This window comes from Streptomyces sp. NPDC040622 (assembly GCF_055593965.1).
Genome location: NZ_JBVIXD010000022.1, coordinates 46,404 through 66,481 on the forward strand (window position 1 = coordinate 46,404; position 20,078 = coordinate 66,481).

The 20,078-nt window shown below is 70.8% G+C and carries 4 protein-coding genes; all 4 read right to left on the reverse strand.

Annotation, left to right across the window (positions count from 1 at the left end; genetic code table 11):
- Positions 1–8 precede the first annotated feature (8 nt).
- Complete coding sequence (locus ACZ592_RS37890) at positions 9–221, reverse strand: MbtH family protein (RefSeq protein ID WP_471586299.1); 213 nt, start codon at positions 219–221, stop codon at positions 9–11.
- Positions 218–12,304 carry an amino acid adenylation domain-containing protein gene (locus tag ACZ592_RS37895; protein WP_471586300.1) on the reverse strand — a complete coding sequence of 4,029 codons (12,087 nt, stop codon included), beginning with the start codon at positions 12,302–12,304 and terminating at the stop codon, positions 218–220. The genes ACZ592_RS37890 and ACZ592_RS37895 overlap by 4 nt, the downstream gene beginning before the upstream one ends.
- Positions 12,305–12,421: 117 nt before the next feature.
- Positions 12,422–13,363, reverse strand: a complete 942-nt coding sequence (locus tag ACZ592_RS37900; protein ID WP_471586301.1) for a TauD/TfdA family dioxygenase — start codon at positions 13,361–13,363, stop codon at positions 12,422–12,424.
- 167 nt (positions 13,364–13,530) lie between these two features.
- The gene (locus ACZ592_RS37905; RefSeq protein WP_471586302.1) at positions 13,531–20,067 is read right to left on the reverse strand and encodes an amino acid adenylation domain-containing protein; all 6,537 of its coding nucleotides are present in this window, start codon (positions 20,065–20,067) and stop codon (positions 13,531–13,533) included.
- Positions 20,068–20,078: the final 11 nt, after the last annotated feature.

The following is a 20,078-nucleotide window of genomic DNA, read 5'->3' on the forward strand; positions in this document are numbered from 1 at the left end:
CTCTCTCCTTACTTGTCGGCCATGCGCTGCGCGAGGCTGCGCGGGCGCATGTCGGTCCAGTTCTCCTCGATGAAGCGCAGGCAGGCCTCACGCGTGTCGCTCGGGTGCGCGACGGTCCAGCCCGCGGGCACGTCCACGGTGATCGGCCAGAGCGAGTGCTGGTTCTCGTCGTTGACGAGCACCACGTACGTGCCGTCCGGGTTCTCGAAGGGGTTCGTCATGTCAGCTCCTTGAGGGCTTGGTTCTGGTTCTGGTACTGGCTGTGGTTGTGGCTCTGGCTCAGGTCTTGGTCCTGGCTCGGGTCTTGGCTCTGGCTCGGGTCCTGGCTCTGGTTCCGCAGGGTGCGGGAGAGGATCTCGCCCACGGGCTTGAGCACGTTCGGCAGCAGCATGTCGTCGTGACTGCACGGGACTTGGTGCTCGTCGACCCGACCGGTGACGTGCGCCGTCCAGGCGTCCCGGCCCTTGTCGGGGGCGGTCCGCGAACCGTCCCGCCCCAGTGCCGCGGTCAGGACGAGCAGGTCGCCGCGGAACACGCCGGGTGCGAACGCCGCGCCGATGCCCGCGTTGTGCCGCAGCGTGTGCGCGAAGGTACGCAGATCGTCCGCGGTCAAGTTGGCCATCACCGCGCCGACCTGCTGGAAGAACGCGCTCAACGCGGCGGCTGTCAACGGCTCGTCGGCACCGACGGTGGTGATGGCAGCCGGATCGTAACCGGCGTTCGCGGCGATCATCCGCAGCATGCTCTCCTCGTCCGCGGGGACCGGCTCGGCACCGTCGTTCTCCGCGGCAGGGAAGGCGTCCAGGAGGGCGAGGAGCGCGATCTCCTCGCCCTGTTCTTGGAGCTGCGTGGCCATCTCGAAGGCGACGAGGCCGCCGAACGACCATCCGACGAGGTGATACGGCCCACTGGGCTGCACCGAACGCAGCTGCTCCACGTAGTCCGCGGCCATCGCAGGGAGCGTGGCGGGCGGCTCCGCGTCCTGCAGCAGCGTGCGTGCCTGCAGGCCGTACAGCGGGTGACCGGGCGGCAGATGGTCCTTGAGGTGGTAGTAGCCCCAGCTGTGCCCGCCCGCGGGGTGGACGCAGAAGACCGGCGCCCGGTCCCCTTCCAGGTGCAGCGGCAGCAGGACGTCGCCCTGCGCCTTCTCCGCCCCGTGCAGCCGCTCGGCGAGCCCGGCCACGGTGGGCGCCTCGAAGAAGTCCCTGGGCCGCAACTGCGCGCCGAGTGCGGCGCGGATCCGCCCGATGAGGCGCATGGCGAGCAGCGAGTGCCCGCCGAGGGCGAAGAAGCTCGTGTCGCCGCCGATCCGGGCGGCATCCACACCGAGGACCTCGGCGAAGAGCCCGGCGATGATCCGCTCGTGCGGGGTGTCCGGGGCGCGGGACGCAGTGGCTGTGCCGGTGTAGTCGGGTGCGGGGAGTGCTTTGCGGTCCAGTTTTCCGTTGGGTGTCAGGGGCAGGGCGTCCAGGGGGACGAGGGCGGTGGGCACCATGTACTCGGGCAGGGCGCGCCGGAGCCGGTCCAGGAGTCCTTGCAGCGTCTGCCGGCCGAGGTCCACGCCGTGTTCGGGTACGACGTATCCGACCAGGCGGTGGTCAGCGGGCCGGTCTTCCCGGATGACGACGGCGGCGGCAGCGACGGTGGGTCCTGCGGTCAGCGCGGCTTCGATCTCGCCGAGTTCGATGCGGTGGCCGCGCAGTTTGACCTGGTCGTCGGTGCGTCCGAGGTAGCGGAGGGTGCCGTCGCTGTTCCATGCGGCCAGGTCGCCGGTGCGGTACATGCGTGTTCCGGCGGGCCCGTGCGGGTCGGCGGTGAAGCGTTCCGAGGTGAGTCCGGGGCGGTTCAGGTAGCCCCGCGCGAGTCCGGCTCCCGCGAGGTACAGCTCGCCGGCGACACCCGGCGCGACCGGGCGCAGCGCGGCGTCCAGCACGTACACCCGCGTATTGGAGATCGGACGGCCGATCGTCGGAGCGGCCCCGCCATCGGCTCGGTCCAGCTCGGCGGCCGTCGACCAGATGGTCGTCTCGGTGGGCCCGTACACATTCGTCACCGTCCGGCCGAGCCCGCGAAGAGTCTCCGCAAGGGCCGTGGAGACGGCCTCGCCGCCCACCAGCACACGGCGCAGACCAAGGCTCGTCGCGCCGGGCGCAGCCGCCAACTCCCGCCACAGCGAAGGCGTCGCCTGGACCACGGTGACCCCGGCGTCGGCGATCAGCTCGACCATGGCAAGCGGCTCGTTCGCCACCGTGGGGCCGGGCAGCACGACTGCGGCTCCGCACAGGAGCGGCAGATAGATCTCGAGCCCGGCGATGTCGAACGCGACCGTCGTCACGGACAGGAACCGGTCCCCCCGCCGAACCCCGATCCGACTCCTCATGTCGTCCATGAAGTTGGCGAGACCTCGGTGCGGGACGACGACGCCCTTGGGGGTGCCGGTGGAGCCGGAGGTGTAGATGACGTAGGCGGGGTGGGAGGGGTCGGGTGTGGGGGTGGGGTTGGTGGTGTCGGGGGCTGTTGTGCGGTTCTGGAGGGTGGGGTCGTCGAGGTGGAGTACGGGGGTCCCCTCGGGCCACAGGTCGCTGGTGCGGGTGTGGGTCAGGACGAGCGTCGGGCGGGCGTCGCCCAGCATGAAGCGGATGCGGTCGACCGGGTAGGTGGTGTCCAGCGGCAGGTAGGCGGCGCCCGCCTTCAGTACGGCGAGCAGCGCGGTGACCAGGTCGGGGGAGCGTGGGATGGCCAGGGCCACGACGTGCTCCGCACCGACGCCTCGCTCGACCAGGAGCTGGGCGAGACGGTTGGCGCGGGTGTTGAGTTCGTCGTATGTGAGGTGGGTGCCGTCGGCGATGAGGGCGATGGCGTCCGGTGTGGCCGCGGCCTGCGTCTGGAACAGCTCGGGCACGGTCGCGGCGGGAGCCGGGGTGGCGGTGTCGTTCCACTCTTCGAGCACCTGGTGCCGCTCGTCCTCGGACAGCACCTCGACGGAGCCGATGACCTGGGCGGGATCCGCCACGACCGTACGCACCACGCGCAGCAGCCGTTCCACCAGCGCGGTCATCGTGTGCTGCTCGAACAGGTCGGTGCGGTAGGTGAGGGAGCCGAAGATCCCGTCGGGGGATCCGTCTTCGCCGTGCCGTTCGGTCAGGCTCAGGGCCAGGTCCGTGCGCGCCGCGTGGAAGCCCGCGGGTCGCACCGAGGCATCGAGTCCGCCGAACCTCAGTTCTGCGCCAGGGGTGTTGTTGAAGGCGAGCATGACTTGGAAGAGCGGGTGGTGGGCCAGGGACCGTGTCGGGTTCAGTGCCTCGACCAGGCCTTCGAAGGGTACGTCTTGGTGGGCGTAGGCGTTGAGGTCGTTTTCGCGGACGCGGTCGAGGAGTTCGGTGAAGGTCGGGTCGCCGGACAGGTCGGTGCGCAGGACGAGGGTGTTGACGAAGAAGCCGACCAGGTCGTCGAGTTCCTCCTCTCCTCGGCCCGCCACCGGTGTGCCGATGGGGATGTCGGTGCCCGCGCCGAGTCGGTGCAGGAGCACGCCGAGGGCGGCCTGGAGCACCATGAACATGGTCGTCTGCTGCGACCGTGCGAGGTCCGCCAGCGCCTGATGCAGTTCGGCGTCGATGCGCACCGGGACCACGCCACCCTCGGACCCGGCCTGTTCCGGATAGGAGTGATCGGTGGGGAGGTCGATGCGGTCGGGGAGCCCGGCCAGCGCGTCCTTCCAGTGGTCGAGCTGGGCGGACAGCAGGCTGTCGGGGTCGTCGGCGTCGCCGAGGAGTTCGTGCTGCCAGAGTGTGTAGTCGGCGTACTGGACCGGCAGTGGTTGCCAGGCCGGCGGGTTCCCGGCGCATCGGGCGGTGTAGGCGGTGCTCAGGTCGTGGGCGAGGGGGCCCATGGACCAGCCGTCGCCGGCGATGTGGTGGATCACGAGGGTGAGGACGTGCTCGTCGACGGAGTCCTTGACCGTGAACAGGGAGGCACGCAGGGGCAGTTCGGTGGCCAGGTCGAAGGCGTACCGCACGGCACGGTCGACCGCGCCGGTCAGCTCTTGCTCGGTGACCGTCTCGATGTCCACCACGGGTTGTGCTTCGGCGGTCGGGCGGATGTCCTGGTACGGCTGGCCGTCGTCGTCCGGGAAGACGGTGCGCAGGGCTTCGTGGCGAGCGACCACGTCGTTCAGCGCGGCCCGCAGGGCATCGGTGTCCAGTTCGCCGGACAGTCGCAGTACGACGGGCACGTTGTACGTCGGGCTGGGCCCGTCCAGCCGGTAGAGGAACCACAACCGGCGCTGTGCGAACGACAGCGGTGTCCGTTCTGGACGCGTGGCGGGCTTCAGCGTGAGGCGGGCCGCCGAGCTCGTCGGCACCTCCACCGTGTCCATGGAGCGCGCGAGGGCGGCGACTGTCGGTGTGGTGAAGAGGTCGCGGATGACCAGGTCCACTCCCATGACCGCGCGCACGCGGCCGATGAGGCGCATGGCCAGCAGGGAGTGTCCGCCGAGGTCGAAGAAGCTGTCGTCGATGCCGATGCGGTCGAGTCCGAGGACTTCGGTGAAGAGTCCGGTGAGGATTTCTTCGCGGGCGTTGCGCGGGGCTCGGGATGACGTGGTTGTGCCGTTGTAGTTGGGTGCGGGCAGGGCTTTGCGGTCCAGCTTGCCGTTGGGCATCAGGGGCAGCGCGTCGAGGACCATCACGGCGGACGGAACCATGTAGTCGGGCAGCCGGTCGGCCACCTGGGCGCGCACGGCGGCCGGGTCGGCTTCACTGGTGCTGTCGCTCACGATGTAGCCGACCAGGCGTCGGTCGCCGGGCCGGTCCTCGCGGATGATGGCAGCGGCACTCGCGACACCCGTGCAGGAGGTCAACGCGGCCTCGACCTCACCGAGTTCGATGCGGAAGCCGCGCAGCTTCACCTGGTCGTCCGCGCGGCCCAGGAAGCGCAGGGTGCCGTCGTTGTTCCAGGATGCGAGGTCTCCGGTGCGGTACATGCGTGTTCCGGCGGGCCCGTAGGGGTCGGCGGTGAAGCGTTCCGAGGTGAGTCCCGGTTGGTTGAGGTAGCCGCGTGCGACGCCTGTTCCGGCGACGTAGAGCTCGCCGGGTGTGCCGGGGGGTGCTGGGCGCAGGTTGTTGTCGAGGACGTAGGTTCGTGTGTTGCCGATGGGGTGGCCGATGGGTGGTACTGCTGTGCCTGAGAGTGGTTCGCTCAGGGTGGCGCAGACGGTGGTTTCGGTGGGTCCGTAGGCGTTGATCATGGTGCGGCCGGTGGACCAGCGTTCGGCGGTGTCGGGTGGGCAGGCTTCGCCGCCGACGACGACGGTCATGGTTGTGGGGACTTGTGTGACGTCGAGTACGGCGAGTGCTGAGGGTGGGACCATGCAGTAGGTGATGCCTGCTTTGGTCATGAGGTGTGCGAGGGCGTTGCCGGGGGCGAGTTGCTGGGTGTCGGCGAGGACGAGGGCGGCGCCTTGGAGCAGGGCCAGGCTCCAGTCCCAGGTTGCGGCGTCGAAGCTGGGGGAGGCGAACTGCAGGATGCGGCTGTTGGGGCCTATGCCGAGGTGGGGGCCTGAGGAGGTCACGAGGCTCACCAGGCCGGCGTGGGTCACGATCACGCCCTTGGGCACGCCCGTCGACCCCGAGGTGTAGATGACATAGGCAGGATGCGCGGGCGCGGGCATGACCGGGGCGAGATCTCCCGACTCCGTTGCCGCCAGCTCCGCCTGAGTAGCCGCCAACTCGGCCTGAATGGCGGCATCGTCGAGCCGCATGACCGGCGTGTCCTGTGACCACAGAGAGGCGGTCGTCGTGTCTGTCAGGATCAGTGAGGGGCGGGCGTCTTCGACCATGAAGCGGATCCGGTCCACCGGATACCCGGTGTCGATGGGCAGATAGGCCGCCCCGGCCTTCCACACCGCCAGGACCGCGACGACCAGCTCCGGTGAGCGTGGCAGTGCGAGCGCCACCACCTGCTCGGGCCTCACGCCCCGCTCGGCCAGGAGCCGCGCCAGCCGATGGGCCCGCGCATCGAGTTCGGCATACGAGTAGACAGTGCTGCCATCTGCCGCCACCAGTGCGGGAGCATCCGGTGTCTGGGCGACCCGCGCCGCGAACAGGGCCGGCGCCGTCCCCTCCGGCACTTCGACAGCCGGACCGGCACTCCACGTGTCCATCACGAGCTCGCGCTCAGCAGCGGAGAGCAACTCCACCGCCCCGACCCGCTGACCCGCATCCTCCGCCACTGCCGTCAGGATGCGCACGAGTCGGTCGAGGAGCGCGTCCGCGTCCGTGGAGGTGAAGCTGTCGGCGCGGTGGTCGAGGCGCAGTCGCAGCTCGGGGCCGGGGACGACGACGAGGTTCAGCGGGTAGTGGGCGCCGTCGTACCCTGTGGCTCCGGTGACCCGGAGGCCTCCGTCCTCGTCGGCGGAGTGGGCGGTCCGAGGGGCCAGGTAGTTCTCGAAGGCGATGACGGTGTCGAAGAGGCCACCCGCCCTGCCTGTCCCTGTCCCCGTACCGTTCGTACCTCCCGCACCGGCCGCCCGCCCGATCTCCGTCAGGGACAGGTGCTGGTGCGGCAGGAGTGCGCCCTGCTCGGCCTGCACCCGGCCCGCCAGGTCGGCCCAGGTGTCCTCGGGCTCAAGCCGTATCCGGACCGGGACCGTGTTGATGAACAGGCCGATCATGCTCTCGATGCCCGGAATCTCGGGCGACCGCCCCGACACCACGGCACCGAAGACCACGTCGTCCTGACCCGTCGCCCGACCGAGGAACACACCCCACGCGCACTGCACCAGGGTGTTGAGGGTCACGCCGGCGCGGCGCGCCTGGGCTTCGAGTGCTGTCGTGGTGTCCGCGTCAAGGTGGGACACCAGCCGCTCGGGCAGCGGCGCCGGGCCGGGTGAGGGCGCGGCCGGTGCCGCGTACGTCGGTTCGACCCCCGCCAGCGCCTCGGTCCAGGCGTCCCGCGCCGCCGTCCTGTCGCGCTCCACGAGCCACGTCAGGTAGTCGCGGTAGGGCGTCGTCCTGGGCAGGGTGGCGTCGTCGCCACCGGATGCGTACAGCCGGTACAGGGCGAGGAGTTCATTGATGTGGAGGCTCGACGACCAGCCGTCGGTGAGGATGTGATGCTGGGTGATGACCAGGCAGTGACGGTCCTCGCCCAGGCGGACCAGGGCGAATCGCATGAGCGGCGGCCGCGTCAGGTCGAAGCGCCTTGCCCGTGCCTCGCTCAGGAACGAATCCAGGGCCGCCTCGACGTTCGACTCGGGCCGCAAGTCCACGTCCTGCCAGGGGAGTTGCGTCCCGTTCTCGATGATCTGCACCGGCCGGTCCAGGCCGTCGTGGTGGAATGCCGCGCGCAGGTTGGGGTGACGCTCCAGCATGCGCTGTGCCGCCGCCCGCAGCGCCTTGCCGTCCACGACGCCGTCGAGGCGGAGTGCCATCTGCACGGTGTAGATGTCGCGGGCGTCGGGTCCCGTGCCGTCGGCGAGGGCGTGGAAGAGCATCCCCTCCTGGAGCGGGGACAGCGGCCAGACGTCGGACAGCTCCGGGTGGCACTGCTCAAGGCGGGCGATCTGCTGGGGGGTGAGGTCGACGAGGTCGAGATCGCTGGGCGTCCGGCCCGCGGGCGCGGAGCCTTCGGCGTGCGCGTCGAGTGCGGTGAGAGCGGCCAGCCAGGCGTCGGCGAGCTCCTGGACATGCCGACGGGTGAAGAGGGCCTCGGGCCACTTGAAGGTCGCGCTCAGCGCGGAGCCGTCGGGGGAGTCCACGGTGACCGCGTTGATCATCAGCGGGTGCGGGGCCTGCATGCGAGGGTCAAGGCCACCGAGCGAGGGGCTGCCGGGAACCTGCTGCCAGTCCGCGGCCGTGGTGTCGGCGCCGGAGGCCGGCACGGCGAACCTGCCGAGGTAGTTGAAGGAGACCTGGGGGGCGGAGAGCCGCGCGAGGGCGGGGGCCGTCTCCGGGTTGAGGTGGCGCAGCAGGCCGTAGGCGAAACCGTTGTCGGGCACGGCACGCAGCTGTTCCTTGACCCGTTGCAGCGCACGCCCGACCGCGGGCCCGCCCGTGTGCAGCTCCGCGGCCGGTACGGCACCCGGGTCGAGCCGGACCGGCGCCATGCCGGTGAACCAGCCCACGGTGCGGGTGGTGTCGGCTCCGGCGAGGTCGTCCTGGCGGCCGTGTCCCTCCAGGTCGATGAGCGTGCCGGTGTGCCGGGGATCGTCGCGCCGGCCGGCGAGGGCGACCGCGAGGCCGGTCAGGAGCACTTCGTTGGTGGTGGAGTGCAGCGTGGCGGGGGTGCGGGTCAGGAGCGCCTCGGTGAGCCGGGCCGGTACGTTCACGCGCAGCGAGGCCAACGAGTCGGCGGTGCCGTGCCCGGTGCGGTCGTCCGTGTCCGTGCCGTGCCCGGCAACGTCGTCCGCGCTCACTCCGAGACGTGGTTCGGGTCGGGAGAGCATCTCCGTCCATTGCGGCAGCGTCGCCATGGTCCGGGGCTCGTGGGCCAGCTCGGTGAGCCTGCGGGCCCACTGCCGGAAGGACGTGCCGACCGGAGCCAACTCGGGTGTCCGCCCCGCGAGTACGGCCGTGCCCGCGACGGCGAGGTCGGGCAGCAGGATCCGCCAGGAGACGCCGTCCACCACCAAGTGATGGATCGTCAGAAGCAGGCGGCCCGGTTCCTCGGACCCGTTGTCGAACCAGACGGCCTGGAGCATGATCCCGTCGTACGGGGCGAGCTGTGCGCATGCCCGCTCGGCGTGCTGTACGAGCAGTTCACGTCGCCGCTCGTCGTCCAGACCTGCGGTCACCACCCGGGTGAGGTGCGGCTCGACCTGTACCGCACCGGCCGGCGGCACGTCGAGCACCCAGTCGGCATGGGTGTGGGCATCGGTGGCGGCATCGGTGCCGTCCCGCCGCACGAGCCGCGCGCGCAGGATGTCGTGGTGATCGACGAGCGCCTGCAGTACGGTGCCGAGCTGTGCGCGGTCGATGCCACCGGGCACCTGGACGAAGACGGACTGGTTGAAGGCGTCGAAGGGGTGTCCGGGTTCGAGGAGCCAGTGCATGACGGGCGTCAGCGGGATCGCGCCCACTCCTGCGCGATCGGCGTCGGAGTCGCCACCGCGGTGCTCGCCGTTGTCACCGCTCCCGTCGTGTGCGTGGTCGCCGCCGGTCGGCCGCGCCCTGCGGGCCAGTGCCCCGGGGGTCTGGTCCTTGAAGATGTCGCGGGGGGTGAGATCGAGGCCGCGTTCGCGGGCGCGCGTGACCAGGACGATGGAGCTGATGCTGTCGCCGCCGAGGGCGAAGAAGCCGTCGTCGACGCCGACGTGGCCGGGGTCGAGCCCGAGGACGTCGGCGAAGAGCCCGGCGATGAGCCGCTCCTGCGGGGTGCCGGGAGCCAGGGCGGGGGTGGCGCGGGCGTAGTCGGGCGCGGGCAGCGCCCTGTGGTCCAGCTTCCCGTGGGCGCTCAGGGGCAGCGTGTCGAGCAGCACCACCGCCGTGGGCACCATGTACTCGGGCAGCCGTGCGCCGACGGCCTTCTTCACCCGGGCGATGTCGACGGTGCCATCGGCCTCGTCGGCGACGATGTAGCCGACGAGACGCCGGTCGCCGGGCCGGTCCTCACGGATGACGGCAGCGGCGGCCCGGACACCGGGGCAGGCGGTCAGCGCCGCGTCGACCTCGCCGAGTTCGATGCGGAAGCCGCGCAGTTTCACCTGGTCGTCGGCGCGGCCCAGGAACTGCAGGGTGCCGTCGTGATTCCACCGCACCAGGTCTCCGGTGCGGTACATGCGCGACCCGGCGGGCCCGTACGGGTCGGCGACGAAGCGCTCCGAGGTCAGTCCGGGACGGTTCAGATAGCCGCGCGCGACACCGGCCCCGGCCACGTACAGCTCACCCGGCACCCCAGGCGGTACGGGGGACAGGGACTCGTCCAGGACGTAGGTGCGTACGTTGGCGATCGGTCGGCCGATCGGCGGTACCACCGCACCCGACAGCGCCTCGCTCAGCGTGGCGCACACCGTGATCTCCGTCGGCCCGTACGCGTTGAACATCTTCCGCCCGGCGGACCAGCGCTCCACGATCTCCGGACCGCAGGCCTCACCGCCGACGATCAGCGTCAGCGTGCCCGGCAGCGTCTTCTCGGACAGCACCCGCAGCACCGAAGGCACCAGCGTGCAGTGTGTGATCTCCTCGGTGCGGAGCAGTTCGAGGAGGTCGGGCCCGGGCGTCAGCCGGTCCGCGTCGGCGAGCACCAGCGTGCCGCCCGTCAGCAGGGCCGTGAAGAACTCCGACGCGGCGGCGTCGAAGCTGGGCGACAGGAACTGCAGCACCCGGGAGCCGACACCGATGCCCCACTGCTCGGCCTGCGCGAGCGCGAAGTTGGCGAGGCCTCGGTGGGGCACGGTGACACCCTTGGGGGTGCCGGACGACCCCGAGGTGTAGATGACGTACGCCGGGTGTGCGACGTCCAGGGCGGCGACCCGGTCGGCGTCGGTGAGGTCGGACGCGTCCAGGCCCGCGAGGTGCTCCCGGACCGCGGGGTCGTCGACGGTGACGACCGCTGTGCCGTCCTGCTCCGCCGACAGAAGTCCGCCGGCGCTGGAGTGGGCCAGGACGAGGCCCGGGCGGGCGTCGCCCAGCATGAAGCGGATGCGGTCCACCGGGTAGGTGGTGTCAAGCGGCAGGTAGGCGGCGCCCGCCTTCAGTACGGCGAGCAGCGCGGTGATCAGTTCTGGGGACCGGGGGATGGCCAGGGCCACGATGTCCTCGGGCCCGACGCCACGCTCGACCAGGAGCCTGGCCAGACGATTGGCACGGGCGTTGAGGTCCGCGTACGAGACGGGGACGCCGTCTGCGACGAGCGCGCTCGCGTCGGGCACGGCCAGCGCACGCTCCTGGAACAGCTCGGCGGCGGTACCGGCGAGCTTCGGCGTGGCCGTGTCGTTCCACTCCTCCAGGACCCTGCGCCGCTCGTCGTCCGACAGCACGTCGAACGACGACACACGGCGTTCGGGGTCGGCGATGCCGCTCTCCAGCACGCGGATGAGCCGTTCGGCCATCGTGGTGACCGTGCCGTGGTCGAACAGGTCGGTGCGGTAGGAGATCACACCGCTGATCCCGCCGGGGCTGCCGTCGTCGGCGTGCTGTTCGGCGAAGCTGACGGACAGATCCATCCGGGCGGACTCGGAGCGGACGGCCTGGGGGGACGCCTTGAGCCCGCCGAACTCCACGGCCGCGCGCGGGGTGTTGTTGAAGGCGAGCATGACTTGGAAGAGCGGGTGGTGGGCCAGGGACCGTGTCGGGTTCAGTGCCTCGACCAGGCTCTCGAAGGGTACGTCTTGGTGGGCGTAGGCGTTGAGGTCGTTTTCGCGGACGCGGTCGAGGAGTTCGGTGAAGGTGGGGTCGCCGGTGAGGTCGGTGCGCAGGACGAGGGTGTTGACGAAGAAGCCGACCAGGTCGTCGAGTTCTTCCTCTCCTCGGCCCGCCACCGGTGTGCCGATGGGGATGTCGGTGCCCGCGCCGAGTCGGTGCAGGAGCACGCCGAGGGCGGCCTGGAGCACCATGAAGACGGTCGTCCGGCGCGAGCGCGCGAGCTCGGCCAGACCCTGGTGCAGCTCGATCGCGATCCGCACCGGAACTACTCCGCCCTCGGACCCCGCCTGCTCCGGGTAGGGGTGGTCGGTGGGCAGCTCGATGCGCTCCGGCAATCCGGACAGCGCGTCCTTCCAGTGCGCGAGCTGAGCGGACAGCAGGCTGTCGGGGTCATCGGCGTCGCCGAGGAGCTCGTTCTGCCACAGCGTGAAGTCGGCGTACTGGACCGGCAACGGCTCCCAGGCCGGCGGGTTCCCCGCGCACCGGGCGGCGTAGGCGGTGCTCAGGTCGCGGGTCAGCGGGCCCATCGACCAGCCGTCGCCGGCGATGTGGTGGATCACGAGGGTGAGGACGTGCTCGTCGACGGAGTCCTTGACCGTGAACAGGGAGGCACGCAGGGGCAGTTCGGTGGCCAGGTCGAAGGCGTACCGCACGGCACGGTCGACCGCACCGGTCAGCTCTTCCTCGGTGACCGTCTCGACGTCCACCACGGGCTGTGCTTCGGCGGCCGGGCGGATGTCCTGATACGGCTGACCGTCGACGTCCGGGAAGACCGTGCGCAGCGCCTCGTGGCGAGCGACCACGTCATTCAGCGCGGCCCGCAGAGCATCGGCGTCCAGGGCACCGGACAGCCGCAGCACGACGGGAACGTTGTACGTCGCGCTGGGCCCCTCGTACCGGTACAGGAACCACAACCGACGCTGCGCATACGACAACGGCACCATGTGTTCTTGCGTTCCCCTCGTGTCACAGCAGCAGTTCGAGCGCCGGTCTGTCCCGCGCGATGTGGACCGGGATCCGGATACGGATCCGGTTCCGTATCCGGTTCCGGAAGGTTCAGGTCACCCGGACATGGCCACCAGGACACGGCGCGGTCCGGTGTACGGGCGGCGGCCGTGCGCCACGGCCACGTTGTCGATCAGAAGCAGGTCGCCCTCGTTCCAGTCCACGTCCACGGCCGCGGCAAGACCGTTGTCACGTACGTGGGCCACGTACTCGTCGGGAATGGGGCTGCCGTCGGCGAACGTCACCGACTGCGGAAGCTCGTCCTGCGGCATCAGTTCGGAGAGCATTGCCGCGGTGTCGGCGTCGAGCCCCGCGAGGTGCCACTGGTCGAACTGGTTGAACCAGACCTCGTCGCCGGTTACCGGGTGCCGCACGGTGGCCGGGCGCAGCTGCGTGACGCGGAGTCCGTCGTCCGCCCGCCACTCCCAGGTGACGTCGGCGTCCGCGAGGTGCGCCTCCACCTCGTCCTTGTCGGCGGTCTCGAACGTGTCCTGCCAGCTCTTGCCGAAGCCGGCACCGCTCTGCAGGTTCTGCGTGTACCGGATGCCCTTGCTGAAGGCGGCTCTGACGTCCTCGTCGAGCGAGCTCAGCCACACCGTGCCGTCGACCACCGGCGTGGCGCCCCCGGATCCCGGTCGGCGCTCGCAGTAGAAGGCGAGCCGGGACGGCCACCGGCGGGCGTAGGACAGCTCGTTGTGCATGGAGATGGTGAACTCGGAGGGGTACTCGGTCGAGGTGTAGACGTTGCTGCCCACCTTGGTACGGGGCGAGTTGCCGTGCACGTAGGCCAGGCGATTGGGCAGGAGCAGGTCGAGCGCCGAGTCGACCTGCTCCTGGGACGTGCCGAAGCCGCGGAAGACCAGGGCCTTGTTCGCGAGGAGCAGCTCGGCCGTCTTCGCCGTGTCACTGATCGCCGCCAGCAGTCCCTCATGGTTCGCCGGAACCCCCGCCGTGTCCGGCGTCACCACATGGGGTGCCCAGTCGCTCGACTTGCTCACGTCACTTCTCCTCTGTTGCCTGTGACTTCTGTGCCTTGTGACTTCTGTGGCCTGCGGCGGCTGTGGCCTGTGGCTTCCGGCACCACGGATGTCCCGCTGCCGGGCCTCGCGGCTGTTCCGGCACGTACTGCTGAGGCTTGCTCCGCTTCGGTCCGCCGCCGGGTCGCTCACGTCGTCCCGCGGGGCCGGGGCCGCAGCTTGGGCCTGGGCCTGGGGGCGGGTCTGTCCGGGCTCCCGAGGTTCTCGGCGAGCTCCGCCACCGTCGGCTTGGTGAACACCGTCCGCAGGTCGACCTCCGCGCCGACGACGGTGCGGATACGGCCGATGAGGCGCGTGGCGAGCAGCGAGTGCCCGCCGAGGTCGAAGAAGTTGTCGTCGACACCGACCGACTCCAGGCCGAGGACCTCCGCGAAGAGCCCGGCGAGTGCTTCTTCCCGACTGTTGCCCGGGGCGCGGGTGGGAGTGCTGGTGTTGGTGTAGTCGGGTGCGGGGAGCGCTTTGCGGTCCAGTTTTCCGTTGGGGGTCAGGGGCAGGGCGTCGAGGACCATGACGGCGGACGGAACCATGTAGTCGGGCAGCCGGTCGGCCACTTGGGCGCGCACGGCGGTCGGGTCGGCTCCACTGGTGCTGTCGCTCACGATGTAGCCGCCCAGGCGTCGGTCGCCGGGCCGGTCCTCGCGGATGAGGGCAGCGGCACTCGCGACACCCGGGCAGGCGGCCAACGCGGCCTCGATCTCGCCGAGTTCGATGCGGAAGCCGCGCAGTTTGACCTGGTCGTCGGTGCGTCCGAGGTAGCGGAGGGTGCCGTCGCTGTTCCATGCGGCCAGGTCGCCGGTGCGGTACATGCGTGTTCCGGCGGGTCCGTGCGGGTCGGCGGTGAAGCGTTCCGCGGTGAGTCCGGGGCGGTTCAGGTAGCCCCGCGCGAGTCCGGCCCCGGCGAGGTACAGCTCGCCGGCGACGCCCGGCGCGACCGGGCGCAGCGCGGCGTCCAGCACGTACACCCGCGTATTGGAGATCGGACGGCCGATGGGTGGAGCGACACGGGGGTCGCCGTCCACGGTGCACGGGTGGTACGTGACGTCGACCGTCGCCTCCGTCGGCCCGTACAGGTTGTGGAGCCGCGCGGCGGGCAGCACGGTGTGGCAGCGCGTCACCAGATGGGCCGGCAGCGCCTCGCCGCTGCTGAACACCCGCCGCAGGGACACGCAACGCTCTGCCGACGGCTCGTTCAGGAAGGCGTCGAGCATCGACGGAACGAAGTGCGCCGTGGTGACGTTCTCGCTCTCCACGAGGCCGGCCAGATATCGGGCGTCGTTGTGCCCGTCGGGCTTCGCCAGGACCAGGGAGGCACCTTCCAGCAGCGGCCAGAAGAACTCCCACACGGACACGTCGAACCCGGCCGGCGTCTTCTGCAGCACCCGGTCCTGCGCCCCGAGCCCGTACTCGGACTGCATCCACCGCAGCCGGTTCACGACTCCGGAGTGCGGGACGACGACGCCCTTGGGGGTGCCGGTGGAGCCGGAGGTGTAGATGACGTAGGCGGGGTGGGAGGGGTCGGGTGTGGGGGTGGGGTTGGTGGTGTCGGGGGCTGTTGTGCGGTTCTGGAGGGTGGGGTCGTCGAGGTGGAGTACGGGGGTCCCCTCGGGCCACAGGTCGCTGGTGCGGGTGTGGGTCAGGACGAGTGTCGGGCGGGCGTCGCCCAGCATGAAGCGGATGCGGTCGATCGGGTAGGTGGTGTCCAGCGGCAGGTAGGCGGCGCCCGCCTTCAGTACGGCGAGCAGCGCGGTGACCAGGTCGGGGGAGCGTGGGATGGCCAGGGCCACGACGTGCTCCGCACCGACGCCTCGCTCGACCAGGAGCTGGGCGAGACGGTTGGCGCGGGTGTTGAGTTCGTCGTATGTGAGGTGGGTGTCGTCGGCGATGAGGGCGATGGCGTCCGGTGTGGCCGCGGCCTGCGTCTGGAACAGCTCGGGCACGGTCGCGGCGGGAGCCGGGGTGGCCGTGTCGTTCCACTCTTCGAGCACCTGGTGCCGCTCGTCCTCGGACAGCACCTCGACGGAGCCGACGCGACGGCCGGGGTCGTCCGTGACGGTGCGCAGCACCCGCAGCAGCCGCTCCACCAGCCTGGCCACTGTGTCCCGGTCGAACAGGTCCGTACGGTACGCGACCGATCCGTCGATCCCGTCCGGCGCGTCGCCCCCGCCCTGCCGCTCGGCCAGGTGCACCGCCAGGTCCATGCGCGCGGCCCGGATGCGGGCCTCCTGCGGGATCGCTTTCGCCCCGGCGAAGGACAGCTCGCCTCGCGGATTGCTGTTGAGGCCGAGCATGACTTGGAAGAGCGGGTGGTGGGCCAGGGACCGTGTCGGGTTCAGTGCCTCGACCAGGCCTTCGAAGGGTACGTCTTGGTGGGCGTAGGCGTTGAGGTCGTTTTCGCGGACGCGGTCGAGGAGTTCGGTGAAGGTGGGGTCGCCGGTGAGGTCGGTGCGCAGGACGAGGGTGTTGACGAAGAAGCCGACCAGGTCGTCGAGTTCTTCCTCTCCTCGGCCCGCCACCGGTGTGCCGATGGGGATGTCGGTGCCCGCGCCGAGTCGGTGCAGGAGCACGCCGAGGGCGGCCTGAAGCACCATGAAGACGGTCGTCTGGCGCGAGCGCGCGAGCTCGGCCACACCCTGGTGCAGCTCGGCATCGATGTGCACCGGAACGACACCGCCCGCAGACCCCGCCTGCTCCGGATACGGACGGTCCGTGGGCAGAGCGATGCGCTCCGGCACCCCGGCCAGCGCGGTGCGCCAGTATCCGACCTGTGTGGCGAGGAGGCTCTCCGGGGCGCTCTCGTCGCCGAGGAGATCGCGCTGCCACAGGGTGTAGTCCGCGTACTGCACCGGCAACGGTGTCCACGCCGGGGCGCGGCCGGCGCGCCGAGCCGCGTAGGCCGCGCTCAGGTCGCGGGACAGCGGGCCCACCGACCAGCCGTCCCCGGCGATGTGGTGGATCAGCAGGACGAGCACCTGCTCGTCCACTGCGTCGTCGACGGTGAAAAGGGCCGCCCTGAAGGGGAGTTCGGTCGCGAGGTCGAAGGCGTGCCGCACCGCACGGTCCACCGCGCCGCTCAGCTCCGCCTCGGTGACCGACTCGACGTCCAGCACCGGCCGCGCCTCGGAGACCGGGCGGATGTCCTGGTAAGGCCGGCCGTCGACGTCCGGGAAGACCGTACGCAGGGCCTCGTGCCGCGCCACCACATCACCCAGCGCCGCCCGCAACGCCTCCGCGTCCAGCGCGCCGGAGACACGGAGCACCGCGGCGCCGTTGTACGTCGCGCTGGGCCCCTCCAGCCGGTACAGGAACCACAACCGGCGTTGTGCGAACGACAGCGGCATCCGCCGCGGACGCGCCACGGGCACGATCGGCGGACGCGCCTCGGGGCTGCCGCCGAGTTGCCGGGTCAGGCCGGACACCGTCGGCGAGTCGAAGAACGCCTTGATGCCGAGCTGCGCGCCCATGGCCCTGCGGATGCGGCCGATCACGCGGGCGGCCAGCAGAGAGTGCCCGCCGAGGTCGAAGAAGCTGTCGTCGACACCGATTCGCTCGGCATCGATGCCGAGGACCTCGGCGAACACGGCGGTGAGGATCTCCTCGTGCGGGCTGCGCGGCGGCCTGTCCGGCCGCCCCTCGGCGCCCCCGCCGGTGTCGGCGAGGTAGTCGGGGGCGGGGAGCGCCTTGCGGTCCAGCTTCCCGTGGGACGTCAGCGGCAGGGCGTCGAGGACGACGACCGCGGCCGGCACCATGTACTCCGGCAACCGCGCCGCGAGGCCGTCGCGCACCTCGCCGGGGTCGACGATCCCGTCGGCCTCCGGGACGACATAGCCGACCAGGCGACGGTCCCCTTCCTGCTCCTCGCGCACCACCACGGCTGCCCGCGCCACCTCGGCGCGGCGCGTCAACTCGGCCTCGATCTCGCCGAGTTCGATGCGATAGCCGCGCAGCTTCACCTGGTCGTCGGCACGGCCCAGGAAGACGAGGGTGCCGTCGCCGTTCCAGCGCGCCAGGTCGCCGGTGCGGTACATCCGGGATCCCGCGGGCCCGTACGGATCGGCGACGAACCGCTGGCCGGTCAGGCCGGGCCGGCGCAGATAGCCCCGCGCCAGACCTGCGCCCGCCACGTACAGTTCGCCGGGCACGCCGGGCGGTACCGGACGCAGGCCCGCGTCCAGGACGTACACCTGGGTGTTGGCCATCGGGCGGCCGATCGGGACAGGACCGTCCGGCAGCTCGTCGCCCGGCTCGATCCTGAACTCGGTGCAGTTCACCGAGGCCTCGGTCGGACCGTACACGTTCATGACGGTCACGTCCGGGTGCCGGTCGCGCCACTTGCGCAGCGTCTCGCCGAGCAGCGCCTCACCGCCGAGCAGCAGTTCCTTGCGCGGGGAGACCTCCTCGGGAAGGCCTTCGAGCAGCGCCAGGTGGCTGGGCGTGGCCTTGAGGAAGTCGCAGCCCAGCGAACGCATCTCCGCGGTGTCCGCGAGACCGGCCCGCAGCTCGGCGAGCACCACGCGGCCGCCCGAGACGAGCGGCGTGAAGAGCGCGGTGATCGAGAGGTCGAAGGAGAGGGACGTGTGCAGCAGTGCCACACCCTGGGCCCCCCGGTAACGCCGGCTCGTGTCCCGCAGATAGTCGGCCACCGCCGCATGCGGGACGACGACGCCCTTGGGGGTGCCGGTGGAGCCGGAGGTGTAGATGACGTAGGCGGGGTGGGAGGGGTCGGGTGTGGTGGTGGGGTTGGTGGTGTCGTGTGTTGTTGTGTGGGTGGGGTGGGTGGGGTCGTCGAGGAGGGTGGTCGGTGTGTTTTCGGCCCAGAGGTGGGTGGTGGTGGTGTCGGTCAGGACGAGGGTGGGGTGGGCGTCCTGGATCATGTGGCGGATGCGTTCCGCGGGGTATGAGGTGTCGATGGGCAGGTAGGCGGCGCCTGCTTTGAGTACGGCGAGCAGTGCGGTGATGAGTTGGGGGGAGCGGGGCAGGGCGAGGGCGACGATGTGTTCGGGGCCGATGCCTTGTTCGATCAGGTGGTGGGCCAGGCGGTTGGCGCGGGTGTTGAGTTCGTCGTACGTGAGGTGGGTGCCGTCGGCGGTGAGGGCGATGGCGTCCGGTGTGGCCGCGGCCTGCGCCTGGAACAGCTCCGGAAGCGTGCCGCGCGGGGCGGGCACAGCGGTGTCGTTCCACGCCCGGAGCATCTCCTGCCGCTCCGCGGCCGACAGCAGGTCCACGGAACCCACGCTCTGCTCGGGGTCGTCGAGGAGGCTCGCGAGGGCCTGACGGAACCAGCGGCCGATGGCCTCGACGCGCTCCCGGGAGAACCGGTCGGCGTCGAACTGCAGGGCTCCGTCGATCCCCTGCGGCACACCGTCCTGACCGAACCGCTCCCGCAGGGTGAGGGTCAGGTCCCGTCGCGAGGCCTGGGTGTTCCAAGAAGAGGCCGTGAGGGTCAGTCCGGGGATGTCGAGCTGCTGCGCCTCGTGGTTCTGCAGCGTGAGCATCACCTGGTACAGCGGCTGGTGGTCCGTGGACCGTGTCGGGTTGAGGGCTTCCACCAGGCTCTCGAAGGGTACGTCTTGGTGGGCGTAGGCGTTGAGGTCGTTTTCGCGGACGCGGTCGAGGAGTTCGGTGAAGGTGGGGTCGCCGGACAGGTCGGTGCGCAGAACCAGCGTGTTGACGAAGTTGCCGATGAGGGTGTCCAGCTCCTGCTGGGCCCGGCCTGCCGTCGGCGTGCCGATCGGAATGTCCGTTCCGGCGCCGAGGCGGTGCAGGAGCACGGCGAGGGCGGACTGCAGCACCATGAACACGGTGCTGCGCTGCTCCTTCGCGACCCGGACGACCTCCGCGTGCAGATCCGCGGTCAAGGAGAGCTCCGCCACGGCTCCCCGCCGGTCGCCCGAAGCCCTTTCGGCGAGGTCGGTGGGGAGGTCGATGCGGTCGGGGAGCCCGGCCAGCGCGTCCTTCCAGTGGTCGAGTTGGGCGGACAGCAGGCTGTCGGGGTCGTCGGCGTCGCCGAGGAGTTCGTGCTGCCAGAGTGTGTAGTCGGCGTACTGGACCGGCAGTGGTTCCCATGCCGGCGGGTTCCCGGCGCATCGGGCGGTGTAGGCGGTGCTCAGGTCGTGGGCGAGGGGGCCCATGGACCAGCCGTCGCCGGCGATGTGGTGGATCACGAGGGTGAGGACGTGCTCGTCGACGGAGTCCCTGACCGTGAACAGGGAGGCACGCAGGGGCAGTTCGGTGGCCAGGTCGAAGGCGTACCGCACGGCACGGTCGACCGCGCCGGTCAGCTCTTGCTCGGTGACCGTCTCGACGTCCACCACGGGCTGTGCTTCGGCGGCCGGGCGGATGTCCTGGTACGGCTGGCCGTCGACGTCCGGGAAGACGGTGCGCAGCGCCTCGTGGCGAGCGACCACGTCGTTCAGCGCGGCCCGCAGAGCGTCGGTGTCCAGTTCGCCGGACAGTCGCAGTACGACGGGCACGTTGTACGTCGGGCTGGGCCCGTCCAGCCGGTAGAGGAACCACAACCGGCGCTGTGCGAACGACAGCGGCATGCGTTCGGGGCGCGTGACGGCAGCCAGCGCCGGACGGTGGACCGGGTGCGCCGTCGCTTCCACGGTGCGTGCCAGGGCGGCGATCGTCGGTGCCGCGAAGAGATCGCGGATGACCAGGTCCACTCCCATGACCG